Origin of the sequence: Nocardia sp. NPDC127526, assembly GCF_042672265.1 — a bacterium.
GTDB lineage: Bacteria > Actinomycetota > Actinomycetes > Mycobacteriales > Mycobacteriaceae > Nocardia.
In genome coordinates, this window is the sequence record NZ_JBHXVO010000001.1 from 232,528 (window position 1) to 251,190 (window position 18,663).

Genomic DNA, 18,663 nt, shown 5'->3' on the forward strand with positions numbered 1-18,663 from the left:
CTGAAACCCCGGATGGAGATGGGGTGCTCAGGGGCAAGCCCCTGTAACCCCCGATGGAGGTGGGGTGCTCGAGGACAAGCCCTGAACCCGATGAGGGTCGGTGCCCCCTCGAGACCCTCGAACCTGCACGCATGACTCACCCCGCCGGGTCCGGACCCCTCGTGATCACCGGACTCGGCGGGGTGAGGCGTTTTCAGGGAACTTTGAACGGATCGTGTTCGGCCATCAGCTTTTCCAGGCGGGCTTCGTCTATGCGGCTGTGGACCTTCGAGGATTCGTGCTGGTCGCGGATGACCTTGGCGAGGGTGAAGCAGCTGCTCACCAGGAAAAGGGTGGACATCAGCAGGAATCCGCGCTGCCAGAAATCCAGGGGGAGGTTGACGATGCCGATGACGATGGCGGAGAAGCTGATTCCGAACGCGATCATGGCCTGGGCCAGAAAAGCCGTGGTGCTCTTGGTCTGTGCGCTGGGCGTGCTCATGGTTTCCGAGTCTGGCGAGCCGGGTCGCCGGAGGGTCCCGTACAACTACTCGAGTGCGGTGGGTAGATGCCGTGCGACCGGGGCGGCGATACCGGCGCAGCGGTGAGCATGCGGGTTGTCACAGGCCGGGATCCCCGGATTCCAGCGGTGGACGGCCATACTTGACGGGTGCTCGACACCGCTGACGCCCTCACGCGGCTGCGCGCTCGCGGCGCCGCGGTGTTCCGGCACGGCTGGGGGCAGCGGATCGCGCGGGTCGCACGCCGCGTCGAGGAGATCATCGACCTCAACCACGTGGGCCTGGTGGTGGCCACGGTGTTCTTCGCCTGGTCGGTCACGCCCTCGCTGCTGCCGCGCGACTGGCTGTTCCAGGGCCTGATCAGCGGCGTGAACGCCGCCCTCGGCTACGGCGTCGGCTGCGTGCTGGAATGGTTGTTCCGCAAATGGATTCGCCCCCGGCTGAAGATCGGCACCCCGCCGGAGTGGGTGCGCTACAGCGTGAAGGTGGCCGTGGTGCTCACCTGCGCGTTGGCCGCCGCCTACATGCTGGTGCTCTCCGCCGACTGGCAGCGCGAGATCTACCACCTCATGGGCATGGACGAGACCAGTTCCCGGGCCGCCTACCTGCGCACCGGCGGGCTCAGCTTCGTGGTGGGCGCGCTGGTGGTGGCGGTGTACCGGACGCTGCGGGAACTGGTGCGCTTCATTGCCCGCCAGCTCAGCCGCTGGGTGCGGGTGCCGCCCGCGCTGGCGCCGGCCACCGGGGCGCTGCTGCTCACGGTGCTGCTGGTCACGCTGTTCAACGGCGTCGCCACCACCGCCTTCTGGTCGGTGGCCAACTCCGCCTTCAGCGTCCGCAATGACCAGATGACCGACTACGCGGTGCAGCCGACGGAGCCGGAACGCTCCGGCAGCCCGCAGTCGCTGGCGAAATGGGAGACCCTCGGCTCGGAGGGCCGCTGGTTCGTCTCGCACGGTCCGGATCCGCTGCTCATCGGCGCGGTCACCGGCAAGCCCGCCCGCGAACCCATCCGGGTGTATGTCGGTCTCGAATCAGCGGGTGCGAACACCACCCAGGAAGATCTCGCGGTCGCCGAACTGGAACGGACGGGGGCCTTCGACCGGAAGGTTCTCGCCATTGTCACCACCACCGGCACCGGCTGGGTCAATTCCATGAGCGCCGCCGCACTGGAATACATGTACGGCGGCGACACCGCCATCCTCGCCTCGCAGTACTCGTACCTGCCGAGCGTGCTGTCCTTCCTGGCGGACCGCCAGAAGGTGGCCGTCGCCGGCAAGAAGATGTTCGACGCCGTCTACGCGCACTGGTCGGCCCGCCCGCCCGAAGCCCGGCCGAAACTGCTGGTGTACGGCGAGAGCCTGGGCTCACAGGGTTCGGAATCCGCCTTCTCCGGTCTGGCCGACCTGCGCTCGAAGGTGGACGGCGCGCTGTGGGTGGGCCCGCCCAATTCCAATGTCCTGTGGGAACAATTCGTCTCCCGCCGCGACCCCGGCACCCGCGAAGTGGATCCCATCTACGCCGACGGCCTCGTGGTCCGTTTCGCCGCCCAGGCAACGGATCTCGCCAAGCCATCCCCGGATTGGCGCCGCCCCCGCATCGCCTACCTCATGCACCCCTCCGACCCCATTGTCTGGTGGTCCTCGGATCTGCTGTTCTCCCAGCCGGATTGGCTCTCCGAGCCGCGCGGCGCGGACGTGTCCTCACAGATGCGCTGGTGGCCGGTGGTCACCTTCTGGCAGGTGGCGGCCGACCTCACCAATGCCCAGGGCGTCAGCGACGGCCACGGCCACCGCTACGGCTCCCTGGTGCTCGACGGCTGGAGCGCCATCGCCGAACCCCCCGACTGGAATCCGGAACTGCAGGAGAAGATCCGCACCCAGATCGAACTGGCCGAAGACTACGAGCGAACGGTCAAATAACGTGCGCCCCCGCCTGGAAACCCTTGCGGCCATGGCCCTCCCGCTGGCATGGAACAACTATCTCCTCCCCGCCATGCGCCTGCGCGTCCGCGGCCGCACCGCCGCCAACGCCGTCTTCGGCACCGCCTATGCCCTCACCTTCCACGGCGATCCGAACTGGCGCTCGGCGCGCAGCCTGCGGGTCGGCCTGGCGACGGCAGCGGTCGTCGCCGCCGGTTACGGTGTGGCCCTGCTCATTCCGTCCACCCGCCGCCACCTGGCCGGACTGGCCGATCGCGGACCGGAGGTTCCGACGGCCGAATGGGTGGCGGTGCACATCCCCGTCGGCACCGTCTACACCGAGGAATTGGTCTACCGCGCCACCCTCACCCCCCTCCTCACAGAGGCGCACGGACGCCCCGGAAGATGGCTCGGCGCAGCAATCTTCGGCCTGTCCCACATCCAACCGGCCCGCGCAGCAGGCGATCCCGTACCCGGCACAGTGCTCCTCACCGGTCTCGGCGGCTTCCTGCTGGACGGTCTGCAGAACCGCACCGGCAGCGTCACGGCCCCCGCCCTGCTCCATTTCGCCGTGAACGGCGGCGGCGCACTGACCCCCCGATCAGCCCGCCGCCACGAAAAGCGAATCACCCGCAAAGCCGAACGCCTCGCCGAACTCCGCCGCCAGCGCCGAGCAGCCCTACGCCCCAACAGCTCAACACCCTGAAACCGAAAAATCACAACCCCGCCCGCCCCAATCCGAGTCAGTCCGCCGAAGGCGAACCCCCAAACGCCGTGACCGGGTTGCTCTATCCGATCCCGTCCGCCGTAGGCGAACTGTCAATGAACGGCAGGGATGACAGTTGGTGCACTCGCTGTGTGGGTTCGGGGCCGTCCCGATACCCCAGCCCGTCCGGTCACGAGCTGGTCCGGTCGCCAGCCGGTCCGATTGTCGGCCGGTCCGGGCACCAGCCCGTCTGGTCACCAGCCCGTGTGCCTGTGTGTTGGTCCGCCGCAGGCGAACTGTCAATTAACGGCAGGGATGACAGTTGGTGCATCAACTGTGTGGGTTCGGGGCCGTCTCGATTTTGGACTGAGTGGAGCGTGCGTCGGAGCGGGGGAGCGAAGCGGAGGAGCTCCGGCGTGCGCGGAGGGAGGGAAAAATCGAGACCGTCAGGCCCCGAACCCCGCCGGAGCGAAGCGGAGGCAAATTAAACACAGCCACGAGCGTTTCTAGTGCAGACCAACCCGTCTTCCCTCTCGACAGCCGAGCGCAACGCGTCGGCCGACCCCGGTAACCTCACGCTGTGGCACGAGGAGCAGTGAATCCAGAGCAGTTGAAAGCAGCCCTGGCAGCGGTGAGCAACTGGCTGCGTGACGAGACAGCCGCCCCACCCGCCCGCCCAGAACTAGCCGCCGCTGTCCGCACCACAGCACGCACACTCGCCGCAGACGCACCGGGTTCATCCGTAGAAGTACGGGTCCCCCCATTCGTGGCCGTGCAATGCATCGAGGGCCCACGCCACACCCGCGGCACCCCGCCAAACGTCGTCGAGACCGATCCGCGCACCTGGCTATTGCTGGCCACCGGCCTCCTGACCTTCGAAGCCGCCCTGGAGTCCGCCGCACTGACCGCCTCGGGCAGCCGCGCAGCCGAGGTGGCGCGCTGGCTGCCCGTGGCACAGCTATGACGCCGGATTGGCGTTGACAGGCTTGCGCTCCAAGCCCTTCCGGTCATAGAAGCGCGTGATCCCGAGCCCGAACACAACGCCGATGCCCAGTCCCAGCGCCGCCATCCAGAAGCCGCGGCTCAGCCCCGCAATACCGCTGCCGTTGAAATAGAGAATCGCGCGAGTCCCCAGAAACACCTGATGCATAGGCTCGAACTTGGCCAGCCACCCGAAGTACTTCGGCGTCGCCTCAATCGGCACCGTGCCCCCGGAGGAAGGCAGGCCCAGAATGATGAAGATGATCAGATTGATGATCAGCCCCGCGGTGCCCACCGCGGCCAGGATCGACGAGCAGGTGAACCCGACCGCGATGATCACGAACGCGCCGTAGAGGAACAGCAACAACGGCTTGTCGATCGGCATCCCGAGCCACTTGCCGATCCCCATCAGCGCCCCCGACACCAGGCACGCCATCACCGCGATCGCCGACCATTTAATCAGCAGCGTCGTCACCCGCGAAACCGGCGCCCGCGGGAAATGCAAATACCAGGGCCCCCACTCGGTCGGCAGAAATCCCAGCGCAGAATCGATCAGCTGATGAATGATCATCGCCCCGACCATGCCGATCAGCAGCAACAGCAAGCTGTAAAAGAACGCCGTCAACCCCTCCCCGGAACCCCCCGGCAGCGGCCGGAATTGCTCGATCACAATATTGAGCGGCTTCTCCAGCGCGATCCGTGTGGCCCCGGTCAGCTCGGGCGCGGCCCCGCCGTCCGGCGGCGTCAGCTGCGCCTTCACCGTCTCGGTGAGCTGCTGCCCGACCTGCGTCTGCACCTGCGACAGCGCCTCCGCCCCGAACTTCTGCACGATGGCCGTGGCGAACGCGCCGGTACGCGGATTGGTCTGCAGCGTAAGCACGGGCTGTTGAATATCCCCCGGAATCACGCTGCCCACCCCGAGAATCCCGAGCCGCTTGGAGAAGTCGCTCGGAATAATGATGGTCCCGTAGACCTGTGCCTGCTGCATCTGCAGCTGCGCCTCGTTGATACCGAGCACCCGCAGATCGATTTTGTCCGCCGGAACCGCCTTCTCGAGCCCCTCCTGCACCTGATCGCCGAAATTGACGTGCCTGGTCTGCCCCGGCGCGCCGATATCGTCGCCGACATCCTGATTGACCAGCGCAATCGGGAAATTGTGCAGGTTCTTCTCCGGATCGACGACGTAGTCGAGGTACATCACGCCGAGCAGCGAGGCCAGCAGCGTGACGACGACAATCGGGAAGGCCCACTTGATCGGGGTCAGATGGCGGCGTTCGGCGCCGTCCGCGGTCTCGGTGTCCGTCACTCTCGAAAGCTAACAGCAAACCTCCCGCCACCGGGGTCAACCCAGCGGTGGGTTGCGCTCGGATTACCCGTAGAATGACCGGTGCCCCCCGCCCGCCTAACAGGGAGCAAACGGTGACCCTGCCCCCCGCCGCCACCACCCCCGATCAGGTCGAGAACGAACCGCGCGAAGAGTGCGGCGTCTTCGGAGTCTGGGCGCCGGGTGAGGATGTGGCCAAGCTCACGTACTACGGCCTCTACGCACTACAGCATCGCGGGCAGGAGGCGGCCGGCATCGCCGTCGCCGACGGCTCGCAGGTCCTGGTCTTCAAGGATCTCGGCCTGGTGAGCCAGGTCTTCGACGAGCAGACCCTGGCCGCCATGCCCGGCCATGTGGCCGTGGGCCATTGCCGCTACTCCACCACCGGCTCCACCACCTGGGAGAACGCCCAGCCGATCTTCCGCACCACCGCGGTCGGCACCGGACTGGCCCTGGGGCACAACGGAAATCTGGTCAACACCGCCGAACTGAGCGCGCGCGCACGGGAACTCGGCCTGATCAGCGGGCGGCTGGCCGGGAACATGGCCGCCACCTCCGACTCCGATGTGATGACCGCGCTGCTGGCGCACGCGGCCGCCGACAAGAGCATCGAGCAGGCCGCCATGGAACTGCTGCCGACGCTGCGCGGCGCCTTCTGCCTGACCTTCATGGACGAGCACACGCTGTATGCCGCACGGGATCCGCACGGGGTGCGCCCGCTGTGCCTGGGCCGGCTGGATCGTGGCTGGGTGGTCGCCAGCGAAACCGCGGCACTCGATATCGTGGGCGCCTCCTTCGTGCGCGAGATCGAGCCCGGCGAACTGCTGGCGATCGACGCGGACGGGGTGCGCTCCTCGCGCTTCGCCAATCCGACGCCCAAGGGCTGCGTCTTCGAGTACGTGTATCTGGCCCGGCCGGACTCCACCATCTCCGGTCGCTCCGTGCACTCCACGCGCGTGGACATCGGCAAGAGACTGGCCGCCGAACATCCCATCGACGCCGATCTCGTCATCCCCGTGCCGGAATCCGGCACGCCCGCCGCGGTCGGCTACGCGCAGGGCTCGGGTGTGCCCTACGGCCAGGGTCTGATGAAGAACGCCTATGTGGGCCGCACCTTCATCCAGCCCAGCCAGACCATTCGCCAGCTCGGCATCCGGCTCAAGCTGAATCCGCTGCGCGAGGTCATTCGCGGCAAGCGGCTCATCGTGGTGGACGACTCCATCGTGCGCGGCAATACCCAGCGCGCCCTGATCCGGATGCTGCGCGAGGCGGGCGCGCTGGAGATCCACGTGCGGATCGCCTCCCCGCCGGTCAAGTGGCCTTGCTTCTATGGCATCGACTTCGCCTCGCGCGCGGAGTTGATCGCCAATGGCGCGGGCCCCGACGGCATCGAGGGCACCAGCCTGGACGAGATGGTCGAGGGCGTGCGGCGTTCCATCGGCGCCGACAGCCTCGGCTACATCTCCCTCGAGGGCATGATCGCTGCCACCGAGCAGCCGCGCTCGCGGCTGTGCTGCGCCTGCTTCGACGGCGAGTACCCGATCGCCCTGCCGACCGAGGCGGCCATCGGCAAGAACCTGCTCGAGGGCATGCTCAGCGGAACGAGCGAATCGGAGCTGCTGGCCGACAACGCCAATGTGGACGCCCTGAGCCGTCCGTAAAATCGCTTGTCACAAGCGCCCGTCCATGGAAAACCGTGGGCGGGCGCCGGTGTTTCCGGAAGAAAATTGTTGTCGCACTTGCGCCATCGGCCCTGTCGCGTCCATGACAAAAAATCTGTCAGTTTGTTCGTAAACGCAACATATAAGCAACGACGCGCCGATACTGTGCCCAGCCAGACGAAGTCCATCGTGGTGCTCGGCTGTCCGTGATCCGGACTCCCGCACCACGTTTCGAGAGCAGGACAGGCATGCGAGCAAGAAGCGTTGCAGCAGTAGGTGTAGTCGGATTGATGACGCTGGCGCTAGCCGGCTGTGGTTCGGGGCGGACGGGGGATGGCGGGGGAGGTGCGGGACTCGTCATCGGCACCACCGACCGGATCTTCGCGCTGGATCCCGCCGCCGCCTACGACAATGGTTCACTGGCCGTGGAAACCCAGGTCTACCAGTATCTGCTGAACTTCGGCCCGGGCGACACCAAGCCCAAGCCGGATGCGGCCGAGAAGTGCGAGTTCACCACGCCGACCGTGTACCAGTGCAAGCTGAAGTCGGGCCTGAAGTTCGTCAATGGAAACCCGTTGACCGCCAACAGCGTCAAGTTCTCCTTCGACCGGATGCTCGGGATCAACGACCCCAACGGCCCGGCGGTGCTGCTGAACAACCTCGACAAGACCGAGGTGGTCGACGAGCTGACGGTCAACTTCACCCTGAAGGTCGCCAATGACCAGACCTTCCCGTCGGTGCTGCCCACCCAGGCCGGGGTGCTGGTCGACGAGAAGTCCTTCCCCAAGGACCGAGTGCTCCCGGACGAGGACGTGGTGAAGGCCCATCCGTTCTCCGGCCCGTTCGACATCACCAGCTACGACAAGAACAAGCTGGTCGAGTACAAGGCCAACAAGGACTACAACGGCCTGCTCGGCGCACCCAAGACCGAGACCGTCTCCGCGAAATACTATGAGTCGCCGGAGAATATGAAGCTCGACATCCAGAACGGCGATATCGACGTCGCCTACCGCTCGCTCTCGCCGACCGATATCGCGGCGCTGCGCAACGATTCCAATGTGAAGGTGCACGACGGGCCCGGCGGCGAGCTGCGCTACATAGTGTTCAACCTGAACACCATGCCCGGCAACGATCCGGCCCAGAAACTGGCCGTGCGCAAGGCGATCGCCTCCACCGTCGACCGCGACGCGCTGAGCCAGAACGTCTACAAGGGCACCTATCAGCCCGCGTATTCCTCTGTCCCGCAGGGCGTCACCGGCGCGACCGAGCCCTACAAGGAGATCTACGGCGCCAAGCCGAACAAGGACGCGGCCGCCAAGTTCCTCGCCGACGCCGGCGTGACCACCCCCGTCACGCTGAACCTGCAGTACAACCCGGATCACTACGGCGGCTCCAGCTCCGAGGAGTACGCGGCCATCAAGTCGCAGCTGGAGGCCAGCGGACTGTTCAAGGTCAACCTGCAGTCCACCGAATGGGTGACCTACCAGGACGAGCGGGTGCAGGACACCTACCCGCTGTACCAGCTGGGCTGGTTCCCGGACTTCCCGGATCCGGACAACTACCTGACCCCGTTCTTCGCGCCGAACAACTTCCTGGAGAACCACTTCGAGGATCCGGCCATCACCGCCCAGCTGACCGCCGAGACCGTCGAGGCCGATACGGCCAAGCGGGCCACCCTGCTCGCGCAGGTGCAGCGCGATCTGGCGGCCAATCACATCTCGATGCTGCCGCTGCTGTCCGGCAAGTCCATCGCGGTGTCGAAGCCGGAGGTCCAGGGTGTCGGCAGCACCCTCGACGCGTCGTTCAAGTTCCGATACGGCGTCCTGAGCAAGTGACCGCCTCGCTGAAGAGCGGGCCGGAAGCCCCGGCCCGCTCGTCTCGAATCAAACTGCCCCTCAACAGAATCAAGATTCCCGGCGCCGATTCCCGCTACGGCGCGCTGCTGCGCTACCTGGCGGTGCGGCTGGCGCTCATCCCGGTCACCACCTGGATTCTGGTGACCACCGTCTTCGTGCTCATGCGCGTGGTCGGCGATCCGATCAGCGCCGCCCTGGGCGGCCGGCTCCCCGCCGATCAGATCGAGGCCCGCAAGGAGGCGGCCGGGCTGAATCGTCCACTGCACGTGCAGTATTGGGAGTACATCACCGATCTGGTGCGCGGCGATTTCGGCTACACCCAGGACAAGCGGCCGGTCAGCGACGTCATCGTCACCTACGGCGCGGCCACCCTGGAATTGGTGTTCTGGGCGCTGCTGGTGGCCTTCGCCATCGGCATCCCGCTGGGCCGGTACGCGGCCACGCACCGCGATCGGCCCGCCGATGTGGGGCTGCGGCTGTTCGGCACGCTGGCCTATGCCGCGCCGGTGTTCTTCGTCGGCCTGCTGCTCAAGCTCATCTTCGCGGTGAACCTGGGCTGGCTGCCCGCCAACGGACGGGCCAGCACCAATGTCGAATTGGCGTTGCAGCACGTCTCGCCGAAGACCAATATCCTGGTCATCGACGCGATCCTGTACGGCGACAACGAATATCTGATCGACGTCCTGAAACACGCCGTGCTGCCCGCGGTGTCGCTGGGCCTGCTCGCGGCGGGCGTCTTCCTGCGGCTGGTGCGGATCAACCTGATCCAGACCCTGCGCAGCGATTACGTCGACGCGGCCCGGGCGCGCGGGCTGTCGCGCCGGGTGGTCATCGGGCGCCATGCCTTCCGCAATGCGCTCATTCCCGTGGTGACCGTGATGGGCCTGTACATCGCGTCCATGCTGGGCGGTGCGGTGCTCACCGAGCGCACCTTCGAATGGAAGGGACTGGGCAATCAGCTCGCCGTGTACCTGACCCAGCGTGACTTCATGGCGGTGCAGGGCATCGTCGTGTTCATCGCGCTGGTGGTCGCGGTGATGAGTTTCGTGGTCGACGTCATCGTCGCCATGATCGACCCGAGGGTGAGGTTCTGATGGTCGCACCGGAAGTGGTCACCGAACCCGTTGTGCTGCCCGCTGTTTCGAAGCGGCGCGGCATACCGGGCCTGCGCATTGTCGCCATGACCTCGGGTCTGCAGCGGGCCACGCTGGTCTTCGGGCTCGTCATCGTCGGCCTGTTCGTGTTCGTCGCGGTCTTCGCCCCGCTGCTGGCGCCCTACGGGCTCGCGCAGCGGGGGGTCGACGGCGTCGAGTTCCCGCAGCACGCCGAACCGTTCGGGGATCATCTGCTGGGCACCTCGGTGCGCAGCGAGGACGTGCTGTCCCGGATGATCTTCGGTGCGCGCACCGCGCTCATGGTGATCGGGCTGTCGCTGGTGCTGTCGCTGTTCGTGGGCGTGCCGCTGGGGCTGATCTCCGGCTACATCGGCCGGCGCCTGGACAAGGTGCTGGTGCTGGTCATGGACGCCATGTACGCCTTCCCGTCGCTGCTGCTGGCGATCGTGGTGTCGATCGTGGTGGCGGGCGGTGAATCCAGCGCCTTCGGCGGTGTGTTCTCCGCGGCCGTGGCGATCACGGTGATCTTCGTACCGCAGTACTTCCGGGTGGTGCGCAATGCGACGGTCGCCATCAAACACGAACCGTACGTGGACGCGGCCCGGGTGAGCGGGGCGTCCACGGCGCGAATCCTGGTGCGGCACATCTTCGCCAATGTCACGCAGTCGCTGCCGGTGATCATCACGCTCAATGGCGCGGAGGCGATCCTGACGCTGGCCGGGCTCGGGTTCCTCGGCTTCGGCATCGAGCCCACCCAGGCCGCCGAATGGGGTTACGACCTCAACAAGGCGCTCGGCGATGTGGGCAACGGGATCTGGTGGACCGGCGTCTTCCCGGGCATTGCCATCGTGACCGCGGTGCTCGGCATGACCCTGGTCGGCGAGGGCCTCAACGAGGTGCTCAATCCGCTGCTGCGCTCGCGTCGCAGCGTGCACGACGGCAATGGCAAGGACGGCGCGGGAGCGGAGGGCGGCGATGACTGACAAGACTCGCACGGCGCTCGAAAAAACCCGTCCCGCACTGTCTGTCGAATCCCTGTCGGTCACCTTCGCCACCGACGCCGGGCCCGTCTACGCGGTCAGCAAGGTGTCCTATGAGGTGTTCCCGGGCGAGGTGCTGGCCGTGGTCGGCGAATCCGGCTCCGGGAAGTCGGTGAGCTCGCGCACCGCCATGGGCCTGCTGCCGAGCACCGCGAGCGTGCGCGGCACCGTCACCCTGGGCAGCGACAAGATCACCGCCATGACCGAGAAGGAGCTGACCGCGCTGCGCGGCGGGGCGGTCTCCATGGTGTTCCAGGAACCCGGCAGCGCGCTGGACGCGCTGTACACCGTCGGCTTCCAGATCATGGAAGCCCTGCGCGCGCACAGCGATATGAATCGCAAGGCGGCCCGGGCGCGCGCCGTCGAACTGCTGCGCATGGTCGGGCTGCCCGATCCCGAGCAGCGGGTGGACTACTACCCGCATCAGCTCTCGGGCGGGCAGAAGCAGCGCGTCATGATCGCCATCGCCATTGCGTGCGAGCCCAAGGTGATCATCGCCGACGAGCCGACCACCGCCCTGGATGTCACGGTGCAGGCCGAAATCCTGGAACTGCTGCGGGATCTCAAGGATCGGCTGGGCAGCGCCATCGTGCTCATCACCCACAATATGGGCGTGGTCGCCGACCTCGCCGATCGGGTGGTGGTCATGCGTGAGGGCAAGGTGGTCGAAACCGCGCCCGTGGAACAGCTTTTCGCCGATCCGCAGCACGAGTACACCAAGGCGCTGCTCGCGGCCGTCCCGCACCTGGGCGCCTCGCGCATCCGGGACGCGGTCGCCGCGGACGGGTCCGGCGCCGCGGCCGAGCCGGCGGGTTCCGGGGGACCGGCGGCGGTCGCCTCCGTGCTCGTGAAGAGCTCGCCCATCGAACTCGCCACCCCCGCACCGGAACTGGCCGTCTCGGCGGGTACGCCGGTGCTGGACATCGCGGATCTGGTGGTGGAGTTCCCGGGCGGGCTCGGCCGCGCGGCCTTCCGGGCGGTGGACGATGTGACGCTGTCCATCGCCCGAGGCGAAACCCTGGGCCTGGTGGGCGAATCCGGCTCCGGGAAGTCCACCATCGGGCGCTGTGCGGCCGGATTGCAGCGGGCGAGCGCCGGATCCGTGCGGGTGCTCGGCACCGATATCGCGCGGCTGAGCGAGAAGAAGCTGCGGCCCATCCGGCAGCGGCTGGGTTTCGTCTTCCAGGATCCGGCGACCTCGCTGAATCCGCGTCTCACCGTGGGCGATTGCGTGGCCGAACCGCTGATCGTGCACCGCGCCGCCAATGGCACGGCGGTCCGCGACCGGGTCCAGCACATGCTCGACGACGTGCAGTTGCCCGCTGACACCGCCAAGCGGTACCCGCACGAACTGTCCGGCGGGCAGCGGCAGCGGGTGAGCCTGGCGCGGGCGCTGGTGCTCAATCCCGATCTGCTCATCGCCGACGAGCCGACCAGCGCCCTGGACGTCTCGGTGCAGGCCAGGGTGCTCGAGCTCTTCGCGCAGCTGCAACGCGAATGCGGGTGGGCCTGCCTGTTCATCAGTCACGACCTGGCCGTGGTGGATCAGCTCGCCGATCGCATCGCGGTGCTGTGCCGGGGCGCGGTGGTGGAGCAGGGCACCCGCGACGAGATCCTGCGGCACCCGACGCAGGAGTACACGCGGCGGTTGGTGGCGGCGGTGCCGGTGCCGGATCCGGTGGAACAGCGGCGGCGGCGCGCGGAATCGGCGGCGCTGTTTGCACAAGACCGATCGGCCTGATTTAGCGATTCGGCACGAGGCTGCGCCCGGAAAACCGGGCGCAGCCTTTGTTAATACGCGGTTACTACCAATTGGATAGGCTTCGCCTCTTGAAAAGCGCAGGCTGTACGGCGATCGGCGGAATCTAGAGCATTACTGCACCCATACGCAAGCATTGCTGAGAATTATGACTAAATGATCGTTTGAAACACAAAGGAAACACTTCATCTGGTTAACTTCGCGCAAAGATAGCTAGTCGCCGGATGGGCCGGAAGGTGAACCCTGCCGCCCATCCGGCGCTTGTTCGAGAGTTGGGTTATCCATGAGTTCAACGACGAGCCGGACCACGAAGATCGCCGCGGCCGGTATCGCCACCCTCGCTGTCGCCGCCCTGGCGGGCTGCGGCGCGGGCCGCACCGGAGACGCCGGCGCCGGCGCGGGCATCGTCCTCGGCACCACCGACAAGATCTTCGCCCTGGACCCCGCCGCCAGCTACGACAACGGTTCCAAGCAGGTTCAGGCCCAGGTCTTCCAGACCCTGCTCGACTTCCCCGCCGGCGGCAGCACCCCCCAGCCGGACGCCGCCGAGAAGTGCGAGTTCACCGCGCCCACCGTGTTCACCTGCACGCTGCGCCCCGCCCTGAAGTTCGCCAACGGGAACCCGTTGACCGCCAACAGCGTCAAGTTCTCCTTCGACCGCATGTTGAAGATCAACGACCCCAACGGCCCCGCCTCGCTGCTGGGCAACCTGGACAAGACCGATGTGGTGGACGAGCGCACCGTCGCCTTCACCCTCAAGGTCCCCAACGACCAGACCTTCGCCTCGGGCGGACTGTCGGCCAATGCCGGCTACATCGTCGACGAGAAGAGCTTCCCGGCCGACAAGACCCTCTCCGACGAGGACGTCGTCAAGGCCAACCCGTTCTCCGGCGTGTACACCATCGGCAGCTACGAGAAGAACAAGCTCGTCGAGTACAAGGCCAACCCGGGCTACAACGGCCTGCAGGACAAGCCCAAGTCCGACATCGTGTCGGTCAAGTACTACGCCTCCAGCGACAACCTCAAGCTGGACGTGCAGAACGGCGCCATCGACGTCGCCTACCGCTCGCTGACCCCCACCGACATCGACTCCCTGCGCGGCAACGACAAGCTCGCCGTGCACGAGGGCCCGGGCGGCGAACTGCGCTACATGGTCTTCAACCTGAACACCATGCCCGGCAACGACCCGGCCCAGAAGCTGGCCGTGCGCAAGGCGCTGGCCTCCTCCATCGACCGCGCCGCGCTCGCCACCGGCATCTACAAGAACCTCTACACCCCGGCGTATTCGTCGGTGCCGCAGGTCTTCCCGGGCGCCACCGAGCCCTACAAGGAGATCTACGGCGAGAAGCCGAACAAGGACGCGGCCGCCAAGTACCTGCGCGACGCCGGGCTGATCGTGCCGGTCCAGGTGAACCTGCAGTACAACCCGGACCACTACGGCACCTCCTCCTCCGAGGAGTACGCTGCCATCAAGAGCCAGCTCGAGGGCACCGGGCTGTTCCAGGTGAACCTGCAGGCCACCGAATGGGTCACCTACCAGAAGGAACGCGCCCGGGACGCCTACCCGGTGTTCCAGTTCGGCTGGTTCCCGGACTTCCCGGACGCCGACAACTACCTGACCCCGTTCTTCGCCCCGAACAACATGCTGCAGTCGCACTTCGAGGATCCCAAGATCACCTCGCTGCTCACCGCGCAGCTGACCGAGGCGGATCCGGCCAAGCGCAAGGCGCTGCTGGCCCAGGCGCAGACCGAGCTGGCGCAGAACCACATCCCGATCCTGCCGCTGCTGACCGGTAAGCAGATCGCGGTGGCGGGCAAGAACGTCCAGGGCGTCGACGAGACCCTCGATATGGCCTCCAAGCTGCGCTACGGCATGTTGAGCAAGTGATATGACGACCACGATGTCGAGCGGGCCGGAAACCCCGGCCCGCTCGGGCACCGACGTGCCCGCAAGCAAGCCGGAAACATCGGCCGGGCGACGGAAGTCGCCGCGCGGCAGCGGATCTCGCCACAGCGTGCTGCTGCGCTATCTGGGAATCAGGGCCCTGCTCATCGTGCCCACCACCTGGATTCTCGTCACCATCGTCTTCTTCCTCATGCGCGTGGTCGGTGACCCCATCACCGCCGCCATGGGCGGGCGGCTGCCCGCCGAGCAGATCGAGGCGCGCAAGGAGGCGGCCGGGCTGAACCGGCCCATCCTCACCCAGTACTGGGAGTACCTGACCGGGCTGCTGCGCGGCGATTTCGGCCGCACCCAGGACAATCGGGCCGTCAGCGAGGTCATCGTGACCTATGGCGCGGCCACCCTCGAATTGGTGTTCTGGGCGCTGCTGGTGGCCTTCGCCATCGGCATCCCGCTGGGCAGATTCGCTGCCACGCACCGGGATACGGCTCCCGATGTGGGGCTGCGGCTGTTCGCCGTGCTGTCCTACGCGGCGCCGGTGTTCTTCGTCGGCATGCTGCTGAAGCTGGTGTTCGCGGTCCAGCTGGGCTGGCTGCCGGTCGCCGGCCGGGCCAGCACCAATGTCGAACTGGCGCTGAACAATGTCTCGCCCAAGACCAACATCATGGTGGTGGACGCCATCCTCTACGGCGATCCCGGCTATCTGATGGACGTGCTGAAGCACGCCGTGCTGCCCGCCATCGCGCTCGGCCTGCTCACCGCGGGCGTGTTCCTGCGCCTGGTGCGCGTCAACCTGCTGCAGACCCTGCGCGCCGGATACGTCGACGCCGCCCGGGCGCGCGGGCTGTCCAAACGAGTCGTGGTGGGGCGGCACGCCTTCCGCAACTCGCTGATCCCCGTCGTCACCGTCATGGGCATGTACATCGCGGTCCACCTGGGCGGCGCGGTGCTCACCGAGACCACCTTCGAATGGAAGGGCCTCGGCTATCAGCTCGCGCAGTACCTGCAGGCCCGCGACTTCATGGCGGTGCAGGGCATCGTCGCGTTCATCGCGCTGGTCGTGGCGGTCATGAGCTTCGTGATCGACCTCGTCGTGGCCATGATCGACCCGAGGGTGAGGTTCTGATGACCACCACCGCACCGGCCCCCGCGCCGGTCACCGACGCGCAGTCCGCCGAGCCAGCGGCGAAACTGCCCGGCGCGCCGCGGAAGTCGCCGCTGTCGTGGCGAAAGCTGCCCGGCGCCAACCTGATCGGCCTGACCTCCGGCCTGCAGCGGGCCACCCTGCTGTTCGGCCTCGGCCTCGTCGGCCTGTTCGTGCTCATCGCGGTCTTCGCACCGCTCATCGCGCCCTACGGGTTCGCCCAGATCTCCGCCGACGGCGTGGATTTCGTGCGCCAGCAGGCGCCCTCGGCCGAGCACTGGTTCGGCACCTCCGTGCGCGGTGAGGACGTGTTCTCCCGCGTCGTGTTCGGTGCGCGCACCGCACTGCTGGTCATCGCCATCTCCCTGGTGCTGTCGCTGGTCGTCGGCGTGCCGCTGGGCTTGGTGTCCGGCTATGTCGGGCGCTGGCTGGACCGGATTCTGGTGCTGTTCATGGACGCCATGTACGCCTTCCCGTCGCTGCTGCTGGCCATCGTGGTCTCCATCGTGGTCGCGGGCGGGCAGTCCAGCAGCTTCGGCGGCATGATGTCGGCGGCCATCGCCATCACGGTGATCTTCGTGCCGCAGTACTTCCGGGTGGTGCGCAATGCCACCGTCGCGGTGAAACAGGAACCGTACGTGGACGCCGCGCGCGTCACCGGCGCCTCCACCACGCGAATCCTGTTCCGCCACATCCTCGCCAATGTGACCCAGTCGCTGCCGGTGCTCATCACCCTCAATGGCGCGGAGGCCATCCTGACCCTCGCGGGTCTCGGCTTCCTCGGCTTCGGCATCGAGCCCACCCAGGCCGCCGAATGGGGCTACGACCTCAACAAGGCGCTCGGCGATATCGGCAATGGCGTCTGGTGGACCTCGATCTTCCCGGGCCTGGCCATCGTGGCCATCGTGCTCGGCATGACGCTGGTCGGCGAAAGCCTCAACGAGGCGCTCAACCCCCTGCTGCGCACCCGCCGCGCCGATGCGAAATCACCCTCGGAGGGCACCGATGACTGAACCGGCCCTGTCCATCGAATCCCTGTCGGTCACCTTCGCCACCGACGCCGGGGCCGTGCGCGCCGTGCGGGACGTCTCCTACGAGGTGTTCCCGGGCGAGGTGCTCGCCATCGTCGGCGAATCCGGCTCCGGCAAATCGGTGAGCTCCCGCACCGCGCTCGGACTGCTGCCGCAGACCGCGCGGGTCAGCGGCACCGTCAGCCTCGGCACGCAGCGCATCACGTCCATGAGCGAGAAGGAACTGACCGCGCTGCGCGGCGGAGCCATCTCGATGGTGTTCCAGGAACCCGGTTCCGCCCTGGACCCGCTGTTCACCGTCGGCTTCCAGATCGCCGAGGCGCTGCGCGCGCACTCGGACATGGACAAGAAGGCGGCGCGGGCCCGGGCCATCGAACTGCTGCGCATGGTCGGGCTGCCCGATCCGGAGCAGCGGGTGGACTTCTACCCGCACCAGCTCTCCGGCGGCCAGAAGCAGCGCGTGGTCATCGCCATCGCCATCGCGTGCGAGCCGAAGGTGATCGTCGCCGACGAGCCGACCACGGCCCTCGACGTCACCGTGCAGGCCGAAATCCTGGAGCTGCTGCGGGATCTGCGCGATCGCATCGGCAGCGCCATCGTGCTCATCACCCACAATATGGGCGTGGTCGCCGACCTCGCCGATCGCGTGGTCGTCATGCGCAATGGCGAGGTCGTCGAAACCGCGCCCGTGGAAAAGCTTTTCGCCGAACCGAGCCACGAGTACACCAAGGCGCTGCTGGCCGCGGTGCCGCGACTGGGCACGGTCACCGGTGAAACGGCCGAATCCGGTTCCGCCGCAGCCCAGGTGAAGGTCGTCTCCGAACCGGCCGACACCGTGCTCGAGGTCTCGAACCTCACCGTGGAATTCCCGGGCCTGCTCGGCCGCCCGGCCTTCCGGGCCGTCGACGATGTGAGCTTCACCATCGCCCGCGGCGAAACTCTCGGCGTGGTGGGCGAATCCGGCTCCGGTAAATCCACCATCGGCCGGTGCATCGCCGCCCTGCAACGACCCACCTCCGGCACGGTGAAGGTGCTCGGCACCGATATCGGCGGACTCTCCGAACGCAAGCTGCGGCCCATCCGTCGCCGCTTCGGTTTCGTCTTCCAGGATCCGGCCACCTCGCTCAACCCGCGCCTCACCATCGGCGAGTGCGTGGCCGAGCCGCTGGTGGTGCACAAGGAGGCCAAGGGCGAGGCGCTGCGCGCCCGGGTCCGCCACATCCTCGACGACGTCCAGCTGCCCGCCGGCACCGAAGCCCGCTACCCGCACGAATTGTCCGGCGGACAGCGCCAGCGCGCCAGCCTGGCCCGTGCCCTGGTGCTCGGACCGGACCTGCTGCTCGCCGACGAACCGACCAGCGCCCTCGACGTCTCGGTGCAGGCGAAGGTGCTCGACCTGTTCGCCGAGCTGCAGCGCGAATGCGGTTGGGCCTGCGTGTTCATCACCCATGACCTGGCGGTTGTCGATCAGCTCGCCGATCGGATCCTGGTGATGCGCAATGGCGCGGTGGTCGAACAGGGCGATCGGGACGCCATCCTGCGGCACCCGGTGCAGGAGTACACGCGTCGCCTGGTGGCCGCCGTGCCCGTCCCCGACCCGGTCGAACAGCGTCGCCGGCGGGCCGAATCACTGGCGCCGGTCGGCTCCCGTTAACACGTATTGACAGCTATACGGGTGCAGGCTCGTTATTCGACTCAGGTAGCGTGAGCAGGCATCTATC

General features: G+C 67.1%; 14 protein-coding genes. 12 read left to right on the forward strand and 2 right to left on the reverse strand.

The features are described from left to right. Positions 1-193: 193 nt before the first annotated feature. Entirely contained in the window at positions 194-481 is a 288-nt protein-coding gene (locus ACFVIV_RS01190) for a YiaA/YiaB family inner membrane protein (protein WP_379192595.1), read from the reverse strand. 168 nt (positions 482-649) lie between these two features. Here ACFVIV_RS01190 and ACFVIV_RS01195 point away from each other — a divergent pair, with 168 nt between their 5' ends. From ACFVIV_RS01195 to ACFVIV_RS01205, 3 genes are all read left to right on the forward strand, one after another. After that, complete coding sequence (locus tag ACFVIV_RS01195; protein WP_379192597.1) at positions 650-2,422, forward strand: alpha/beta hydrolase; 1,773 nt, start codon at positions 650-652, stop codon at positions 2,420-2,422. 1 nt (position 2,423) lies between these two features. Further along, the gene (locus ACFVIV_RS01200; protein ID WP_379192599.1) at positions 2,424-3,128 is read left to right on the forward strand and encodes a type II CAAX prenyl endopeptidase Rce1 family protein; all 705 of its coding nucleotides are present in this window, start codon (positions 2,424-2,426) and stop codon (positions 3,126-3,128) included. Positions 3,129-3,708: 580 nt separating this feature from the next. Next, positions 3,709-4,092 carry a sterol carrier family protein gene (locus tag ACFVIV_RS01205; protein WP_379192601.1) on the forward strand — a complete coding sequence of 128 codons (384 nt, stop codon included), beginning with the start codon at positions 3,709-3,711 and terminating at the stop codon, positions 4,090-4,092. Here the strand turns inward: ACFVIV_RS01205 and ACFVIV_RS01210 are convergent. Beyond that, entirely contained in the window at positions 4,087-5,415 is a 1,329-nt protein-coding gene (locus ACFVIV_RS01210; protein WP_379192603.1) for a YhgE/Pip domain-containing protein, read from the reverse strand. The genes ACFVIV_RS01205 and ACFVIV_RS01210 overlap by 6 nt on opposite strands. A 113-nt stretch (positions 5,416-5,528) precedes the next feature. Between ACFVIV_RS01210 and purF the strand changes: the two genes are divergently transcribed. From purF to ACFVIV_RS01255, 9 genes are all read left to right on the forward strand, one after another. Continuing rightward, positions 5,529-7,094, forward strand: a complete 1,566-nt coding sequence (gene purF, locus ACFVIV_RS01215) for an amidophosphoribosyltransferase (protein ID WP_379192605.1) — start codon at positions 5,529-5,531, stop codon at positions 7,092-7,094. A 290-nt stretch (positions 7,095-7,384) separates the two neighbouring features. Next, positions 7,385-8,929, forward strand: a complete 1,545-nt coding sequence (locus tag ACFVIV_RS01220; RefSeq protein ID WP_379192607.1) for an ABC transporter substrate-binding protein — start codon at positions 7,385-7,387, stop codon at positions 8,927-8,929. 104 nt (positions 8,930-9,033) lie between these two features. Next, a complete protein-coding gene (locus ACFVIV_RS01225) occupies positions 9,034-10,044 on the forward strand; it encodes an ABC transporter permease (RefSeq protein WP_379193103.1) in 1,011 nt (336 codons plus the stop codon). Continuing rightward, a complete protein-coding gene (locus tag ACFVIV_RS01230) occupies positions 10,044-11,048 on the forward strand; it encodes an ABC transporter permease (protein WP_379192609.1) in 1,005 nt (334 codons plus the stop codon). The genes ACFVIV_RS01225 and ACFVIV_RS01230 overlap by 1 nt, the downstream gene beginning before the upstream one ends. Beyond that, positions 11,041-12,846 (forward strand): ABC transporter ATP-binding protein, encoded by a 1,806-nt coding sequence (locus ACFVIV_RS01235; protein ID WP_379192611.1) that lies wholly within the window; start codon positions 11,041-11,043, stop codon positions 12,844-12,846. The genes ACFVIV_RS01230 and ACFVIV_RS01235 overlap by 8 nt, the downstream gene beginning before the upstream one ends. A 301-nt stretch (positions 12,847-13,147) precedes the next feature. Next, a complete protein-coding gene (locus ACFVIV_RS01240) occupies positions 13,148-14,752 on the forward strand; it encodes an ABC transporter substrate-binding protein (protein WP_379192613.1) in 1,605 nt (534 codons plus the stop codon). A gap of 1 nt (position 14,753) precedes the next feature. Then, positions 14,754-15,893: an ABC transporter permease gene (locus tag ACFVIV_RS01245; RefSeq protein ID WP_379192615.1), complete on the forward strand. Its 1,140-nt coding sequence runs from the start codon at positions 14,754-14,756 to the stop codon at positions 15,891-15,893. Continuing rightward, a complete protein-coding gene (locus ACFVIV_RS01250; RefSeq protein WP_379192617.1) occupies positions 15,893-16,924 on the forward strand; it encodes an ABC transporter permease in 1,032 nt (343 codons plus the stop codon). The genes ACFVIV_RS01245 and ACFVIV_RS01250 overlap by 1 nt, the downstream gene beginning before the upstream one ends. Beyond that, positions 16,917-18,596 carry an ABC transporter ATP-binding protein gene (locus ACFVIV_RS01255; protein ID WP_379192619.1) on the forward strand — a complete coding sequence of 560 codons (1,680 nt, stop codon included), beginning with the start codon at positions 16,917-16,919 and terminating at the stop codon, positions 18,594-18,596. Before ACFVIV_RS01250 ends, ACFVIV_RS01255 begins: the two co-directional genes overlap by 8 nt. Positions 18,597-18,663 lie beyond the last annotated feature (67 nt).

Bases quoted from the DNA above. Each gene is read 5' to 3' on its own strand.
- ACFVIV_RS01230 (WP_379192609.1), top strand. From the start codon at position 10,044: ATGGTCGCACCGGAAGTGGTCACCGAACCCGTTGTGCTGCCCGCTGTT.
- ACFVIV_RS01240 (WP_379192613.1), top strand. From the start codon at position 13,148: ATGAGTTCAACGACGAGCCGGACCACGAAGATCGCCGCGGCCGGTATC.
- ACFVIV_RS01220 (WP_379192607.1), top strand. From the start codon at position 7,385: ATGACGCTGGCGCTAGCCGGCTGTGGTTCGGGGCGGACGGGGGATGGC.
- ACFVIV_RS01250 (WP_379192617.1), top strand. From the start codon at position 15,893: ATGACCACCACCGCACCGGCCCCCGCGCCGGTCACCGACGCGCAGTCC.
- ACFVIV_RS01255 (WP_379192619.1), top strand. From the start codon at position 16,917: ATGACTGAACCGGCCCTGTCCATCGAATCCCTGTCGGTCACCTTCGCC.
- ACFVIV_RS01245 (WP_379192615.1), top strand. From the start codon at position 14,754: ATGACGACCACGATGTCGAGCGGGCCGGAAACCCCGGCCCGCTCGGGC.
- ACFVIV_RS01190 (WP_379192595.1), bottom strand. From the start codon at position 481: ATGAGCACGCCCAGCGCACAGACCAAGAGCACCACGGCTTTTCTGGCC.
- ACFVIV_RS01235 (WP_379192611.1), top strand. From the start codon at position 11,041: ATGACTGACAAGACTCGCACGGCGCTCGAAAAAACCCGTCCCGCACTG.